This is a genomic window from Streptosporangium sp. NPDC001559, assembly GCF_042893955.1.
Classification (GTDB): domain Bacteria; phylum Actinomycetota; class Actinomycetes; order Streptosporangiales; family Streptosporangiaceae; genus Streptosporangium.
In genome coordinates this window covers 695,214-709,728 of the sequence record NZ_JBIAVG010000001.1, presented here as the reverse complement: position 1 = coordinate 709,728, position 14,515 = coordinate 695,214, and the positions used below count along the sequence as shown (strand labels likewise).

Here is a 14,515-nt window from a genome sequence, read left to right as displayed (position 1 = left end):
CCCGATCGGAGAGAACAGCCGGGCATTCGGCGGCCGTGATTCGCTTTCCGCCTTTATGGATTCCGCGGTTGCACGCGAACTCCGGTGAGCCCGGCGGTCGTCAGCCGCGGCCGGAGGCGCCGACGGCCGGCTCCCGGTCCTCGACGGGGGCCTCGACGACGGGGGCCTCGACATCGGAGGTCCCGGCGTCGCTTCGGGGGGACGGCGCGTCCTCGTGTCCGGCACCCGACCTGGCCCCCTCGGCGGGGGAGTTCGGCGTGCGCTCGATCGCGGCGCCTGAGCCGAGGTAACGGGCGTCGACGACCTGGTCCGCGGGCGGGGCGGTCACGACGATCCCGGTGCCCCAGCCGGTGTAGCGGATGTCGTCACTGCCGTGGGGGTCCTTGGTCGCCAGGCGGGTGGGCAGCCCGCGGGTGTCGAGCCACAGCCGCCAGCCGACCGAAAGACGGCCTGTCTCGACGGGCAGCGTGTAGCCCCGGCGCTCCCTGAAGGAGGGGGAGGCGTCGTACAACCGCTTCAGGGTGACCGTGCCCCGGTACTGGACACCGCCCTTGTACGGCAGGCGATCCTTCGCGGTGCGCAGCAGGAGGCCCAGGGTGGAGGGTTCGAGCGCGTTGACCGCCTGGTCGCCGAGGAGGACCTCCCAGCGGGTGTTCCCGCGGGTGTCGCTGACCCAGGCCTTGCCGTGCGGGAGCCGGTCCGCGAAACGGGGGGAGGAGGTGTAGTTCACCCCGCCGACGGTGATCACGCGCTCCGCGCGCAGTTCGGTTCTGCCGCCGGAGACGGTTCTTGAGACGTCCCGCCGTACGACGTCCAGACCCGCGAGACCCGAGGGGGACAGGCGTAGGACACCCGTGCGGCGCGAGCTCAGGACGCCGCTCGCCGAGGGGGCCCGGCCCGTCTCGGTGACGCGGACGCCGTCCCAGGACGCCAGCCGTTGCCTGAGCGCCTTCACCGGGTCGACGGCGGCGGCCTGCGCGGCGGCCGGAGCCGTGATGGTCAGCGCCGGCGCGAGCAGCGCCGCGGCCAGCGGGGCGATCCATCGCCTCATGGGGTTCACCGTCCTGTACATCAGTTTTCGCAAGGGGAGGGAAAGGCATCATTCCAGACAATGATCATGAATGTGTCGAGATTTCCGGTGGTCCCGTGAAATCCGGCGGGGCATCGCCGGTTACGCTGCGAACAGCTCTTCCGTAGCGCGTGGAGCGCGGACAAGGAGGTCTGCATGGAAGCCGAGTCGAGGATTCGCGTGGTCATCGCCAAACCCGGCCTTGACGGGCACGACCGGGGCGTGAAGATCGTGGCGCGGGCACTGCGGGACGCCGGGATGGAGGTCGTCTACACCGGCCTGCACCAGACACCCGAGCAGATCGTGCGCACCGCCATCCAGGAGGACGCCGCGGCGGTCGGTCTCTCCGTCCTGTCCGGGGCGCACATGACGCTCTTCGCCAAGGTCATCGAGCTGCTGGCGGAGAACGACGCGAGTGACATCGTGGTGTTCGGCGGCGGCATCATCCCCGATGAGGACATGCCCGAGCTGGAGCGTATGGGAGTCGCCCGGGTCTTCACCCCGGGAGCGACCACTCAGGAGATCGTCGATTGGGTGCGAAGCGCGATCCCGTCCCGCGTATGATTCCGTCCCGCGCGAAGAGGGCCCTTTCGTCCGCGAGGACCCGGTGACCTGGCCACGCCCTTCGGGAGGCTAGGCTTCTTTGGCGCAAAGACGCCGGGCTCCCCCATGAGAGCGAGGAGCCGGCCCGCCCGCATTCTGTACACCAGCCGCACAAGCAAGGACGGACCCTCGTGGACCTGTTCGAACATCAGGCGAAGGAGCTCTTCGCGGAGTACGGCATCCCGGTGCCGCGCGGTATCGTCGCGCACACCGTGGAGGAGGCACGAGCGGCAGCCGAGCAGCTGACCGGCCGTGTCGTCGTCAAGGCACAGGTCAAGACCGGTGGCCGGGGTAAGGCGGGTGGCGTCAAGGTCGCCGACGACGCCGCCGACGCCGAGCAGAAGGCCACCCAGATCCTCGGCATGGACATCAAGGGCCACACGGTCCACAAGGTCCTGATCGAGGAGGCCAGCGCGATCGCGGAGGAGTACTACTTCTCCTTCCTGCTCGACCGTGCGAACCGTACCTTCCTCGCCATCTGCTCCGCCGCCGGCGGCATGGACATCGAGGAGGTCGCGCACACCTCCCCGGAGAAGGTCGCCAAGGTCCCGGTCTCCCCGCTGGACGGCGTCGACCGCGCCAAGGGCCGTGAGATCGCGGTCGCGGGCGGCCTGCCCGAGGTCGCGCTCGACGGCGCCGCCGAGCTCATCGAGAAGCTGTGGGCCGCCTTCGTCGACGAGGACGCCTCCCTGGTCGAGGTCAACCCGATGATCCTGTCCGCCGACGGCCAGGTGAAGGCCCTCGACGGCAAGGTCACCCTCGACGACAACGCCTCCTTCCGCCAGGCCGAGCACTCGGTCTTCGAGGACAAGGCCGCCGAGGACCCGCTTGAGGCCGCGGCCAAGGCGAAGGACCTCAACTACGTCAAGCTCGACGGCAACGTCGGCATCATCGGCAACGGCGCGGGCCTGGTCATGTCCACCCTCGACGTCGTCGCCTACGCGGGCGAGGCCTTCCCCGGCCAGCCCAAGCCCGCCAACTTCCTCGACATCGGCGGCGGCGCCTCGGCCGAGGTCATGGCGGCCGGTCTGGAGATCATCCTCTCCGACCCCTCGGTCAAGTCGATCTTCGTCAACGTCTTCGGCGGCATCACCGCCTGTGACGCGGTCGCCAACGGCGTCGTGTCCGCCTTCCAGCTCCTGGAGAGCCGCGGAGAGGCCGTCAGCCGCCCCCTGGTCGTCCGTCTCGACGGCAACAACGCCGATCTCGGACGGAAGATCCTCGCCGACGCCAACCTCAAGGGCGTCGAGCTTGTCGACACGATGGACGATGCGGCCAAGCGCGCCGCCGAGCTCGCCGCGGTAGGTGCGTAATGGCTATCTGGCTGACCGAGAACAGCAAGATCATTGTTCAGGGCATGACCGGCGGCGAGGGCACCAAGCACACCCGCCGCATGCTCGCCTCCGGCGCCCGCGTCGTCGGCGGCGTCAACGCCCGCAAGGCCGGGACCGTCCACGAGGGCCTGCCCGTCTTCGGCACCGTCAAGGAGGCCATCGAGCAGACCGGCGCCGACGTCTCGGTCGTGTTCGTGCCCCCGGCGTTCACCAAGGACGCCGTCAAGGAGGCCATCGACGCCGAGATCCCGCTCTGCGTGGTCATCACCGAGGGCGTCCCGGTCCACGACACCACCGAGTTCTGGGCCTACGCCGTCGCCAAGGGCAACAAGACCCGCATCATCGGCCCCAACTGTCCCGGTATCGCCTCCCCCGGCGCCTCCAACGCGGGCATCATCCCGGCCGACATCACCACCGCGGGCCGCATCGGCCTGGTGTCCAAGTCCGGCACGCTGACCTACCAGCTCATGTACGAACTGCGTGACTTCGGCTTCTCGACCGCCGTCGGCATCGGTGGCGACCCGGTCATCGGCACCACGCACATCGACGCCCTCCAGGCCTTCCAGGACGACCCGGCGACCGACGCGATCGTGATGATCGGTGAGATCGGCGGAGACGCCGAGGAGCGCGCCGCCGCCTACATCGAGCAGCACGTGACCAAGCCGGTCGTCGCCTACGTCGCGGGCTTCACCGCCCCCGAGGGCAAGACCATGGGTCACGCGGGCGCGATCGTGTCCGGCTCGGCCGGAACCGCCCAGGCGAAGAAGGAGGCTCTGGAGAAGGTCGGCGTGCGCGTCGGCAAGACCCCGAGCGAGACCGCCCGCCTGATGCGCGAGGTCATGCAGGCCCGCTAGGACATCCCGGTAGACCACAGGCGAAGGCGCCCGTCCTCGACGGGCGCCTTTCCTTGCTCTCGGCGTTCCGGCGTCCCTGGCGCCCCGGTGTTCCCTGTCGCGTTCTCGACCGCGTTCCCGGCCGTGCGGGATCGTCGGACGCGCAAGGTTCCCGGCCGCGTTGGGTTATCGGCCGTAGGGGGTTTCGGCCGTGGGGTTATCGGCCGCGCGGGGCCGTTCGCACACCCCGGACGCACATCAGCCCGTACGGCGCCGCGACACGCGGGGCGATGAGTGCCTTCCCCGTGGAAGATCCTGAGACCATCGACTATTGTGACGGCCCTTCTCGACCAGCTACGGACGGCTCCCCGAAACGTCCTCAGCCGTATCCCCCTGCCCGGCGTCACGGGTGACGACGACGACGTCCGCAGGCCGCTTCCCGTCTCGGGGATGCTCGCCGCGGTGTGGACGCTCGGCGTGGGTCTCGCGGTGCTCACCACCTTCACCCTGGTCGGCTGGATCGCCTCCCCGAGGGGCGCGTTCAGCAGCGGCCTGCCCGGGGTCTTCCGTACGGCGGCGCAGTTGTGGCTGGTGGCCCACCACGCGGGGTTCTCGATCTCCGGCGGGGTCATCGGGCTGCTCCCCCTGGGGCTGACGGTCCTTCCCGCCTTCCTGCTCTACCGCGCGGGTGTCTGGATGACCAGGGACGCCGACCTGCGGCTCAGGATGCCCGCCAGACTGCCGAAGAACAGCCCGAAGGACGAGGCCAACGCCCGGCGAAGGGCGCAGCTCGTGCTGGTCGCCCAGGCGGGTGTCTCACTGGCGGCGCCGTACGCGCTGCTGGCGGGGGTGATCGCGCTGATCACCGACAACGAGGTCACCCAGCCGTTCATCGGCGAGACGCTGCTCAGCCACCTGCTGCTGGCCTTCGCCGCGGGCTCGCTGGCCACGGCCAGGGCGATCGGGCCGTGGCGGGCGATGCTGAGGCTGCTGCCCGAGCGCCTGCGCGCGGCCCTGATCAGCTCGGCCGCCGCGCTGGGGATCATGCTCGTGGCGGGCACGGTCCTGGTGACCGGCGCGCTCGTGGCGAACTTCTCGCAGGTCAGGGCGTTGTCGGAGATCCTGGCTCCCGGCTTCGTCGGGGGGCTGCTGCTTCTGCTGATCCAGGTGCTCTACCTGCCGAACGCGATCGTCTGGGGCATGGCCTACACCGCGGGTCCCGGTTTCGCCGTGGGCGCGGGGACGCTGGTCGCCCCGACGGGGGTCCAACTCGGCGTCGTGCCCAGCCTGCCGATCCTTGGGGCGCTTCCCGAGGCCGGTCCCACTCCGGCGTGGGTGATGGTGGTGGTCGCGCTGCCGTTCGCCGCGGGAGCGGTCGCGGGCGTCCTGAGCGTCAGGATCGCGCCCTCGCCGACCTACGAGGGAGCCCCGCTGTGGGGGTTCGCCTGCGGGCTGTTCACGGGCGCGGTGGCCGGGGCGCTGTCGGCGCTGTCCGGAGGCCCGCTCGGCGGCACACGGCTCACCGTGGTCGGTCCCGCGGCCTGGGAGGTGATGCTCTCGGTCACCCTGGAGGTCGGGGTCGCCGCGGGGATCTCCGCAGGACTGGCCAACTGGTGGCTGATCTTCCGGGGCCAGAACACCGCCGTCGCCAGGGCCGCGGAGAGGGTCGGCACGGCGACCGCCCCGGTCCGCAAGGCGGGTGTCAAGATCGCCAAGGCCGCGGGCACCGTGGCGAGCAAGGTCGGCCTCGCCGATCCCGAAGAGCTGGGCAGGCTGCCCGGCCACTGGCTGGACGCCACCGAGTGCGAGACCCAGCCGATCCCGGTCATCAGGGACGACTGGCAGGACGAGCACGCCTCGGCCGCCGCGGAGAGCCCGTCGAAACCGGCCGACCGGGAGCCTCCGCGCCCACCCCGGCGTGACATCGTCGACGAGTCGGATGACAAGGGCGGCCACGTCATCTACCTGGACCCCTACGCCTGGGACCGCGACTGACGCCGGGGCCGGATGATCCAGCGGATGTGGCTACGTCCTGACCCGTGGTACGCCGCCTTTGCGACCGATGGAGAAAGCGACACGGTAGACGTCGGGAAGGTCAATACGGCCGTCCTTGCGGCGGCGCATCACTCCCAGATCGATGAGTTCGCCGATGAGATCGGGATAGCGGTCGGGGTTCCGCGGGCCCGTCCTCACCGCCTCGCTTCCAACGGTGCCCGTCATCTGCCGCTGAAGGGACTCGGTCAGCTCGTGATCGCTCCACAGACCGATCACGAGACTCTCGTCGATGGGGACCTGCTGTCCCGCGAGAGGGGCTATGGCTGTCTGAACCCAGGGGAGATCTTCTCTGATCTCCTCCACACGGGTTGTGGACGCCGCCTGAACGCCCCGTCGGATGCCTTCGTGGTGGATGGCATAGGGGTGAGTGGCATACCGTGCCTCGGTCTCCTCGACCGCCTTGGCCAGAGCGTTGAGAAAACTTCGGGGACTGACCTGTTCGGCCCCGTCCATCAGGTGGTTCGGAAGCCAGGTGTAGGTATGCCCCTTACGGAAGTTCGCCCCCATGTAAGGGCCTGCGATGGCGGTGAACAGGGCAGCCTGTTGATCTTCATCACCGAGCAGTGAGGGAGGCGGAAGGTGACGTCCGGGAGTGGGTTCGGTCCATCCGGGGACTGAGGCTCGGAAACGTTCTGCCTCAGTGGTCGCAACGTTACCGAGATGATGGAAGAGAAGCCCGTACAGATTCGGAGGAGACCAGGTCAGGTTGGCCGCGTTCGAAGTGAGCTTCGAGGCATCGGGGAAGGACAGAAGTGCTCCATCGAGCATGTCGGGCCGGATGAAGACCTTGAACCGGATGTTCTGGGTGCGCAGCCGTACCTCAAGGGCGAGCTGGAGGATGCCGGCGACGAGTTGATCCGCATGGCGGCGATCTCGATGGAGGTGCTCCAGGGCATCGAAAAGGATCATCCGCAGGGTTCCGTCGGCCCTGGCCTGCCGGTCGGCGTCGGCGATGACCCGATCCCTAGCCATGGGATGCTCACGCACCCACCTGATGCGCTCCTCCCAGGAGAGGACGCTCTTGAGATCGGGTACGCCGAGCGCGGCCAGGAGCACGGTGTTCCACACATCTTGGGCGGCGACGTCACGGTCCACCAGGTGGTGCAACTCTCCGGGCCCCGGATATCGATCGGAATCGATGGTCGCGCCGTACCCTGCGTCGACTCTCACCCGTGCGAGCCGGTCGATGAGATATTCACTGGCCGCGACCGCGCGTAGGCGATCGTCACGCAGCGATCTGAACCAGAAGGTCTTACCGGCGCCGCGACCACCTCTGACGACCGTGGTGTCCACATCCAGCGCGCGCCGGTGCCCGGCGGGCGTGAACAGTGTGCTCACTGTCGGCTCGATGGTGTCGGCATCGTATGTGCTCGGCAACGCGGCACCGAGCAGCGTGCGGAGCTCCTGAGGAGGGAGCAGGGCGGTCATCATGCTCCTTCGAGGATGAGACGAGTGGCGGTGGTCAGAAATTCGTCATAGGCGGCCTGTACGAACCTCTGCTCGCTCCACCCGGGGCTGGAAACCCCGTCGAGGCCGACGAGATCCAGGGTGAACAGGATGGGGATGGGGGAGTGTGGGGCGGAGAGGTCCTCGGGACTGGGGTTGAAACCAGTCGAGTCGTCGGCTGATAGGTCGTCGTAGAGGATGGAGAAACACGTCCAGGACCGATCGCGAAACGTCGAGAGATATTCCGCGCGGTGCGTGTCCGGAACCATTGAGGCCACCATCTTCACCTTGTCGCGGATCGCCTCCGCCTGGCCGGAGGCCTGCCAGGCGGTGAAGAGGTCGCGGTAGCCGTTCCACGTCTGACTGTTGTCGGAGCCGAACAGCAGAGCCAGGTCGCACAGCCGCGAGATGGTGACCGCGGCGATGTCGTGGATACCGGCCCGGCTGTCCAGCAGGATGACATCCGGTCGGCGGCTCCGGGCGGCGACAGCCGCCTCGCAGGCGGTCACAGCCTGTTCCAGCCGGTCGGCGAAGGTGAGGGACGGAGTACCGGGCACGCTCCCGTAGACGCGGTTGAGTTTGTCGACATACGTGTACGGTGCCGTCCCGGAACCACGGCCCCGTGCGGGGGCGACCCACAGCTCGCCGTTTCCCGCGACCGAGATGCCGGAGGCCGTCGCCACGAGATCCAGACCGTCGGCGTTGCCGAGAGCGAACTCGACGAGATGATCGACCAGGCCGTACTGGGGCGTGTCCTCTTCCCTGAGCAGCAGAGGACCTGACCCCGGCGATTCGAGGTCGAGATCGAGGACAAGGACGCATGATCCCTGATCGGCCAGGTGCTTGCCGAGCATGAACGTGGCAGTCGATCTTCCGACACCTCCCTTGAATCCGTACAACGCGATCCGTGTGGTGCCGACGCCGGAGTCCTCCGTCCGAGGGGTGGTGACAGGCGCCCAGTCCTCACCGACCACACCGTTGTCCAGCACACGAATGCGCCCGTGTCCTGGAGAGACCTCCTGCCCTGGAAGGTCGATCAGATGGGGAGATTCGAAGACGGCTTCTGGAGCGAAGAGGTCGGAGGCGAGCAGGACGGTGTTCGCGGCGGCATAACGACCGAGGCGCTCGGCCAGTTCGGTGCGCCACCTGTCGGCGGACTCCGATGAGACCTTCGGGACTCGGTCGTCCAGAGCCAGGCTGAAACGTCCCAGGATGTCACGCACCAGTACGGTGTCATACCCCTGGGCCGCCGTCGCTCTGGCCACGGCCAGGGCGAGAGGCCAGGCATCGTCAAAACGGACGGTGGTGTCAGGGGTGGTCACTGGATGGCTCCGGTAATGAGCGCCTGCTGATGCAGGGTGAGGATCTGCGTGGCGGCTGCCTTGCGCTGGGTCATGATTGCCGTGCTGAGCGATGGGGCCTTCAGATAACGGTCGGCGACGTCCCAACCGGCGAAGGGGGCGGAAGAGGTCAGCACAGCAGCAAGTGTGCTACCTGTCCGGCCTCGGAGCAGAGTCGCCACGTCGGACCAGATGCCAGGCAGGTGGCCGTGCCTCGTATGACTGCCACCGGTGTCAACGGTCCATGGGTAGTGGGAGGGTCTGCCTCTGGAGTCGATCATCGTGGCGTTGAGGTAGCGCAGGAGAAGGCTCTTCAGCGCGCACTCCACCGCGAATCCGTAGTGATGGTCGGCGTTGGGAAGCCGTTTGTCGTCATGCAGGTATACCGCGTCCCGGTAGTGGCGGAGAGCGGCGTGAGCGTAGTCGTCTTGGGGAGAGGACGGGGGCCCGCTCGGATCTTATTCACTGTTTCCGCAGGGCAGAGGTGCTTGCCCTGGGGGAGGTGCCACCCGGCTGGATGGCCGATATAGGACGTTTACCAGGAAATCCGTGGAAAACCAGTGGGTTGTGGGTACTCCTTTGGGGAGTGTGATTCGGCCCTCGCGGTTGGATTGTGCGCAAAAGGCGCGGCGGCATTTGCTGGGGAAGTGCTTGCCGCCGCGCCCCTGTCGTCCTAGTTCTCCGGCGTCGTCCGCAGCCTGATCCCGTCGAGTTGTTCCTCGGTCATGGCGGGGACGGGGAGTGGACGGGCGGTCTCGGCGCGCAGGCCGTCGAGGAGGAACGACAGGCAACGCCGCCAGGCCTGGGGCGCCACCCCCATCGACTCGCGGATCACCTGGGACATGGCCCAGACCAGCAGGGGCAGGTCCCGCATCTCGAAGTCCGCGCGCAGCGTGCCGCTCTCCTTGGCGCGTTCGACGACCTGGCCGGCGAGTTCGAAGCCTTGGTGGCAGGAGGCGAGCACCTCCTCGCTCAGCGGCAGCCGCCGGGCCATCGCGTCGTTCAGCCCCTGGTCCTCGGCCTGGAGGGCGAACAGCCCCTCAAGGAAGCCGGTGAAGCCGCGCCACGGGTCGGGATCGGCCATCGCCGCCGCGGCGATCCGTTCCAGGGCGGCCAGCCGTTCGGGGAGGATCGCGTCGAAGAACGCCTGCCGGGTGGGGAAGTGGTTGTAGAGCGTGCCGATGCTGACCTCGGCCCTGCGGGCGATCTCCTCAAGCGGCGCGTCGAGCCCGCGCTCGCCGAACACCTGCTTGGCGGCGGCCAGCAACCTGTCGCGGTTGCGTACGGCGTCGGCACGCAGCGGCCTCGCCGGTCTGGCGTGAAGCGCCATGTGTCGTCAGTCCCCTCGAAGCGCGGATCCCACGAAAAGTCGAGGGAAGCCTCGATTTCATGGTACCTTCGCAAGAAATTGAGGACTCCCTCAACTTTTAACTTGAGGGTCGCCTCAATCTATCCTGGGAAGGAAGGCGCAGCCATGTCCGCTTCACGTGGGGTCGCGGTCGTCATCGGAGTGGGGCCCGGCCTCGGCATGTCCATCGCGCACCGGCTCGGCCGTGAGGGCCACACCGTCGTCCTGGTGTCCAGAAGCGACGCCAGACACGCCGGATATGTCTCCTCGCTCGCCGACGCCGGTGTCAAGGCCGAGGCGTTCGCCGCCGACGTGCGCGACCACGACCGCCTGCTGTCCGTCCTGGACACGGTCGTCGAACGGCACGGTCCCGTCGGGATGGTCTACTACGGGCCGGGTTCGGCCGACCCCGAGTCCCATCCCGTCCCGATCCTCCAGGCCGGGCAGGACGACGTCCGGCGGGCGATGGAGTGGGCCTACCCCGCGGTCGAGGTGGCGCAGCGAGTCCTGCCCGGCATGATCGAACGCGGTGAGGGCGGCCTGCTGTTCGCCACCGGGCTCAGCGCCGTCATGCCGATGCCCGCCCTCGGCAACCTGGCGATCCTGTCGGCGGCCCTGCGCACCTACGCGGTGACCCTCAACACGGCCCTGGCCGAGACGGGGGTCTACGCGGGCTGCCTGGTCATCGGCGGTGTCATCGAACGCGGCGACATCCATGGGATGGTCTCCTCCCAGCCGGAGCGATACGGCCCCGTGGCGGACATGACCCTCGACCCCGACGCCCTCGCCGACGCCGCCTGGGAGATGTACGCGACCCGGGGCCGCGCCGAGGCGACCTTCAGCGTCTTCGGCTGACGGGAAGCGCCCGGCGGGGGACACTTTGCCTGAGCCACGGCGACCGGACCGTGGTGCCCGGACCGTGGTGACAAGACCGGGGCGACCGGGCGGGTGCGCCGACGACGAGGGAGCGCGATGGCGGTTCAGGTGGCGGTCTGCGGTCCCGGCGACTGCACGCCCCAGGAGGAGGCCGACGCGCGCGAGGTCGGCAGGCTGCTGGCCGAGCGGGGCGCGGTGGTGGTCTGCGGCGGTTACGGAGGCGTGATGGCCGCCGTCGCGGCGGGGGCGCGATCGGCCGGTGGGACGGTCGTCGGCGTCCTGTCCAGGGCCGACCGGTGGCAGGCCAACCCCGACCTGAGCGTCGTGATCCCCACCGGCCTCGGCGAGGCGCGCAACGCCGTCGTCGTCAACTCGGGAGACGCCGTGATCGTCGTCGGCGGCTCATGGGGCACGCTGTCCGAGCTGGCCCTGACCATGCGCGGGGGACGCGCCCCGGTGGTCCAGCTCGGCGGCTGGCGCGTCCTCGACCGCGACGGCGCCCCGCTGCCCGGCGTACGGCACGCCACCTCACCCGGGCAGGCTCTTGAGCTGACCGGGTTGTGGCCGTGAGGGTTCCTACGGAGTGAAGGGGAACCGGATGTCGCCGGGCTGCAGGAAGGGCATCTTCTTCTGCAGCGCCTGTTCGAGCTGCTGGACGCACTCCCGCTGCGCGGCGACGGTGCCCGCCCCCGCGCGGCAGTCGGTGTAGGCCGAGAGCTCGTCACTGAGATAGAGCTGCATCGCCGCCATCGACAGGGAGATCGGCAGCGCCAGGGCCGACAGGACGATCCCGGTGACGGCCGTACCGGTCGGCTTGGAGACCGAACGCAGGGCGGGGATCGCGCGGATCGAGACGACCAGCGCGAATATCGACATGACAAGGCCGGCGAGAGGGAGCAGGAACGTCATCACCACGGAGGCGAACGCGAGCCACAGCGCCCTGCGCCCCGCGCTTTCCGCAGGCCGTGCCTGGACGGGTGACGTCAACGGACCTCCTTGCGTCGTACGAGCGCACAGGCCGATACCCTTGCAGCGGCGTGAGTCCCGTCCGAAAGGAGTGCGTCGGTGTCATCCCAGGCCGCTCGGCTTGTGGTCCTCGTATCCGGTTCTGGAACCAACCTACAGGCCCTGCTGGACGCTTCGGCCGATGAGGCGTACGGGGCCCGGATCGTCGCGGTCGGAGCCGACCGGCACGGCATCGAAGGACTGGCCCGCGCCGAGCGCGCGGGAGTGCCGACCTTCGTGGAGCGGCTGCCCGACCACGAGGACCGGGCCGCGTGGGACAGGGCGATCGCCGAGAGGATCGCCGAGCACCGGCCCGACCTGGTGATCCTCGCCGGGTTCATGAAGATCCTCGGTGAGCCGTCCACGACCTCCTTCACCATGGTCAACACCCACCCCGCGCTGCTGCCGTCCTTCCCGGGCGCCCACGGCGTCCGCGACGCCCTCGCCTACGGCGTCCGCGTCACCGGCTGCACGGTGATCCTGGCCGACGCCGGGGTGGACAGCGGGCCGATCGTCGCCCAGGAGGCGGTGGCCGTGCTCGACGGCGACGACGAGGAGACGCTGCACGAGCGCATCAAGGTCGTCGAGCGGAGGCTGCTCGTCGAGACCGTCGGCAGGCTGGCCCGGGAGGGCTGGACGGTGACCGGACGGACCGTACGTCTCGGACGATCCGGCGGATGAGCCGGACGGCCGGAAAATCTGAACAAAACAGGAGGACCACGAAGTGACCCGCATCGCCATCAGGCGCGCGTTGATCGCGGTGTATGACAAGAGCGGGCTGGAGGAGCTGGCTCGCGGACTCGACGCCGCAGGCGTGGAGATCGTCTCCACCGGCGGCACCGCCGCGACGATCGCCTCGTTCGGTGTTCCCGTCACCCCGGTCGAGTCGCTCACCGGGTTCCCCGAGTGCCTGGACGGCCGCGTCAAGACCCTGCACCCGAGGGTGCACGCGGGCCTGCTGGCCGACAGCGGCAACCCGGCCCACGTCAAGCAGCTCGAAGAGCTGGAGATCGAGCCGTTCGAGCTCGTCGTGGTCAACCTGTACCCGTTCCAGGAGACCGTCGCCTCCGGCGCCTCCGACGCCGAGTGCGTCGAGCAGATCGACATCGGCGGCCCCGCGATGATCCGCGCCGCGGCCAAGAACCACGGCACCGCCGCGGTCGTGGTGGACCCGGCCGTCTACGGCGACGTGCTCGCCGCGGTCGCGGCCGGCGGTTTCACCGTCACTGAGCGCCGTCGTCTCGCCGCCTCCGCCTACGCCCACACCGCCGCCTACGACACGGCGGTCGCCTCCTGGTTCGCCAACGTCTACGCCGCCGAGGAGGGCGCCTGGCCCACCTACATGGGCGCGGCCTGGACGCTCAGGACGCCGCTGCGCTACGGCGAGAACCCGCACCAGGGCGCGGCCCTCTACTCCGGTCAGCGGGACGGCCTGGCCAACGCCGAGCAGTTGCACGGCAAGGAGATGTCGTACAACAACTACCTCGACGCCGACGCCGCGTGGCGGGCCGCGTGGGACTTCGCCGAGCCCGCCGTCGCGATCATCAAGCACCAGAACCCCTGCGGCATCGCGGTCGGCGCCGACGTCGCCGAGGCGCACCGCAAGGCGCACGCCTGTGACCCGGTTTCGGCCTACGGCGGGGTGATCGCGGTCAACGGTGAGGTCACCGAGGAGCTCGCCGGGCAGATCGCCGAGGTGTTCACCGAGGTCGTGGTGGCTCCGTCGTTCACTCCCGAGGCGCTGACGCTGCTCACCGCGAAGAAGAGCATCCGTCTGCTGGCCTGCCCGAAGGGACCGGACAACAAGGCCGAGTTCCGCCGGATCGACGGCGGCCTGCTGATGCAGACGACCGACAGGGTGGACGCCCCCGGCGACGACCCCGCCACCTGGGAGCTCAAGGCGGGGGCCGCGGCCTCGCCGGAGGTCCTGGCCGACCTGGCCTTCGCCTGGCGGGCCAGCCGTTCGGTGAAGTCGAACGCGATCCTGCTGGCCTCCGGCGGAGCGAGCGTCGGCGTCGGCATGGGGCAGGTCAACCGGGTCGACTCGGCACGGCTGGCCGTCGCCCGCGCCGGTGAGCGCGCCAAGGGGTCGGTCGCGGCCTCCGACGCGTACTTCCCGTTCGCGGACGGCCTCGAACTGCTCGTCGCCGCCGGGATCACCGCGGTCGTCGAGCCGGGCGGCTCCATCCGCGACCCCGAGGTGATCGCCGCGGCCGAGGCCGCCGGGATCACGCTCTACTTCACCGGCACCCGGCACTTCTTCCACTAGTCTCAAGATCTTCCCAGGTCGTACGGCTGCCGCCATCCGTGGGGCAGCCGTACACCAGAGACAGGAACGTGGCGAGACGGACAGGATTTTTCGGCTAAAAAGGGTTTAAAGCCCGGTTAAGGTGAAGCATCCCGTCCATCGCGCCCGTGGAGACTCCCATGCCCCTGCTCGGCTCCTTCCTGAACGCCTTCGTGATCATGAATGGGTTCTGGCAGAGCCCCGTGCTCCTCGTCATCGTGGCCCTCGGGGCCGCCTACCTGGGAGCCAAGGCCGTGGAGTACATCCCCTTCACCCGCCGCATCATCGAGCGCAGGCAAGCGAGCCGCGGCTGAACTTC

General features: G+C 69.1%; 15 protein-coding genes. 9 read left to right on the top strand and 6 right to left on the bottom strand.

Annotated elements, in window-relative coordinates; all coding sequences use genetic code 11:
- Positions 1 to 100: 100 nt before the first annotated feature.
- Entirely contained in the window at positions 101 to 1,051 is a 951-nt protein-coding gene (locus ACFYY8_RS03170; RefSeq protein WP_390036598.1) for a hypothetical protein, read from the bottom strand.
- Between the two features lie 174 nt (positions 1,052 to 1,225).
- Between ACFYY8_RS03170 and ACFYY8_RS03165 the strand changes: the two genes are divergently transcribed.
- The 4 genes from ACFYY8_RS03165 (at position 1,226) to ACFYY8_RS03150 (ending at position 5,834) form a co-directional block, all read left to right on the top strand.
- Positions 1,226 to 1,633 (top strand): cobalamin B12-binding domain-containing protein, encoded by a 408-nt coding sequence (locus tag ACFYY8_RS03165; protein ID WP_184712787.1) that lies wholly within the window; start codon positions 1,226 to 1,228, stop codon positions 1,631 to 1,633.
- Between the two features lie 170 nt (positions 1,634 to 1,803).
- On the top strand, positions 1,804 to 2,985 hold the full coding sequence (gene sucC / locus ACFYY8_RS03160; RefSeq protein ID WP_390036596.1) for an ADP-forming succinate--CoA ligase subunit beta: 1,182 nt from the start codon (positions 1,804 to 1,806) through the stop codon (positions 2,983 to 2,985).
- The gene (gene sucD, locus ACFYY8_RS03155; protein WP_390036594.1) at positions 2,985 to 3,860 is read left to right on the top strand and encodes a succinate--CoA ligase subunit alpha; all 876 of its coding nucleotides are present in this window, start codon (positions 2,985 to 2,987) and stop codon (positions 3,858 to 3,860) included. The genes sucC and sucD overlap by 1 nt, the downstream gene beginning before the upstream one ends.
- A gap of 312 nt (positions 3,861 to 4,172) precedes the next feature.
- Complete coding sequence (locus ACFYY8_RS03150; RefSeq protein ID WP_390036592.1) at positions 4,173 to 5,834, top strand: DUF6350 family protein; 1,662 nt, start codon at positions 4,173 to 4,175, stop codon at positions 5,832 to 5,834.
- A gap of 30 nt (positions 5,835 to 5,864) precedes the next feature.
- On the opposite strand, the gene ACFYY8_RS03145 is transcribed toward ACFYY8_RS03150, so the two are convergent.
- The 4 genes from ACFYY8_RS03145 to ACFYY8_RS03130 all read right to left on the bottom strand — a co-directional run bounded on the left by ACFYY8_RS03145 (position 5,865) and on the right by ACFYY8_RS03130 (position 10,010).
- Positions 5,865 to 7,325, bottom strand: coding sequence for a hypothetical protein (locus ACFYY8_RS03145; protein ID WP_390036590.1), 1,461 nt, complete (start codon positions 7,323 to 7,325; stop codon positions 5,865 to 5,867).
- Positions 7,322 to 8,662 (bottom strand): KGGVGR-motif variant AAA ATPase, encoded by a 1,341-nt coding sequence (locus ACFYY8_RS03140; protein WP_390036588.1) that lies wholly within the window; start codon positions 8,660 to 8,662, stop codon positions 7,322 to 7,324. Before ACFYY8_RS03140 ends, ACFYY8_RS03145 begins: the two co-directional genes overlap by 4 nt.
- Positions 8,659 to 8,817: a hypothetical protein gene (locus ACFYY8_RS03135; RefSeq protein ID WP_390036586.1), complete on the bottom strand. Its 159-nt coding sequence runs from the start codon at positions 8,815 to 8,817 to the stop codon at positions 8,659 to 8,661. The genes ACFYY8_RS03140 and ACFYY8_RS03135 overlap by 4 nt, the downstream gene beginning before the upstream one ends.
- Before the next feature lie 536 nt (positions 8,818 to 9,353).
- Positions 9,354 to 10,010 (bottom strand): TetR/AcrR family transcriptional regulator, encoded by a 657-nt coding sequence (locus ACFYY8_RS03130; protein ID WP_390036584.1) that lies wholly within the window; start codon positions 10,008 to 10,010, stop codon positions 9,354 to 9,356.
- Positions 10,011 to 10,154: 144 nt separating this feature from the next.
- Here ACFYY8_RS03130 and ACFYY8_RS03125 point away from each other — a divergent pair, with 144 nt between their 5' ends.
- Entirely contained in the window at positions 10,155 to 10,883 is a 729-nt protein-coding gene (locus ACFYY8_RS03125) for an SDR family NAD(P)-dependent oxidoreductase (protein ID WP_390036583.1), read from the top strand.
- A 117-nt stretch (positions 10,884 to 11,000) separates the two neighbouring features.
- A complete protein-coding gene (locus ACFYY8_RS03120; RefSeq protein WP_390036582.1) occupies positions 11,001 to 11,474 on the top strand; it encodes a TIGR00725 family protein in 474 nt (157 codons plus the stop codon).
- Positions 11,475 to 11,480: 6 nt separating this feature from the next.
- On the opposite strand, the gene ACFYY8_RS03115 is transcribed toward ACFYY8_RS03120, so the two are convergent.
- A complete protein-coding gene (locus tag ACFYY8_RS03115; RefSeq protein WP_390036581.1) occupies positions 11,481 to 11,891 on the bottom strand; it encodes a hypothetical protein in 411 nt (136 codons plus the stop codon).
- A gap of 78 nt (positions 11,892 to 11,969) precedes the next feature.
- Here ACFYY8_RS03115 and purN point away from each other — a divergent pair, with 78 nt between their 5' ends.
- From purN to ACFYY8_RS03100, 3 genes are all read left to right on the top strand, one after another.
- Complete coding sequence (purN, locus tag ACFYY8_RS03110) at positions 11,970 to 12,590, top strand: phosphoribosylglycinamide formyltransferase (RefSeq protein ID WP_352010083.1); 621 nt, start codon at positions 11,970 to 11,972, stop codon at positions 12,588 to 12,590.
- Between the two features lie 43 nt (positions 12,591 to 12,633).
- A complete protein-coding gene (gene purH / locus ACFYY8_RS03105; RefSeq protein ID WP_390036580.1) occupies positions 12,634 to 14,178 on the top strand; it encodes a bifunctional phosphoribosylaminoimidazolecarboxamide formyltransferase/IMP cyclohydrolase in 1,545 nt (514 codons plus the stop codon).
- A 158-nt stretch (positions 14,179 to 14,336) separates the two neighbouring features.
- Positions 14,337 to 14,510, top strand: a complete 174-nt coding sequence (locus tag ACFYY8_RS03100) for a hypothetical protein (protein WP_352010081.1) — start codon at positions 14,337 to 14,339, stop codon at positions 14,508 to 14,510.
- Positions 14,511 to 14,515: the final 5 nt, after the last annotated feature.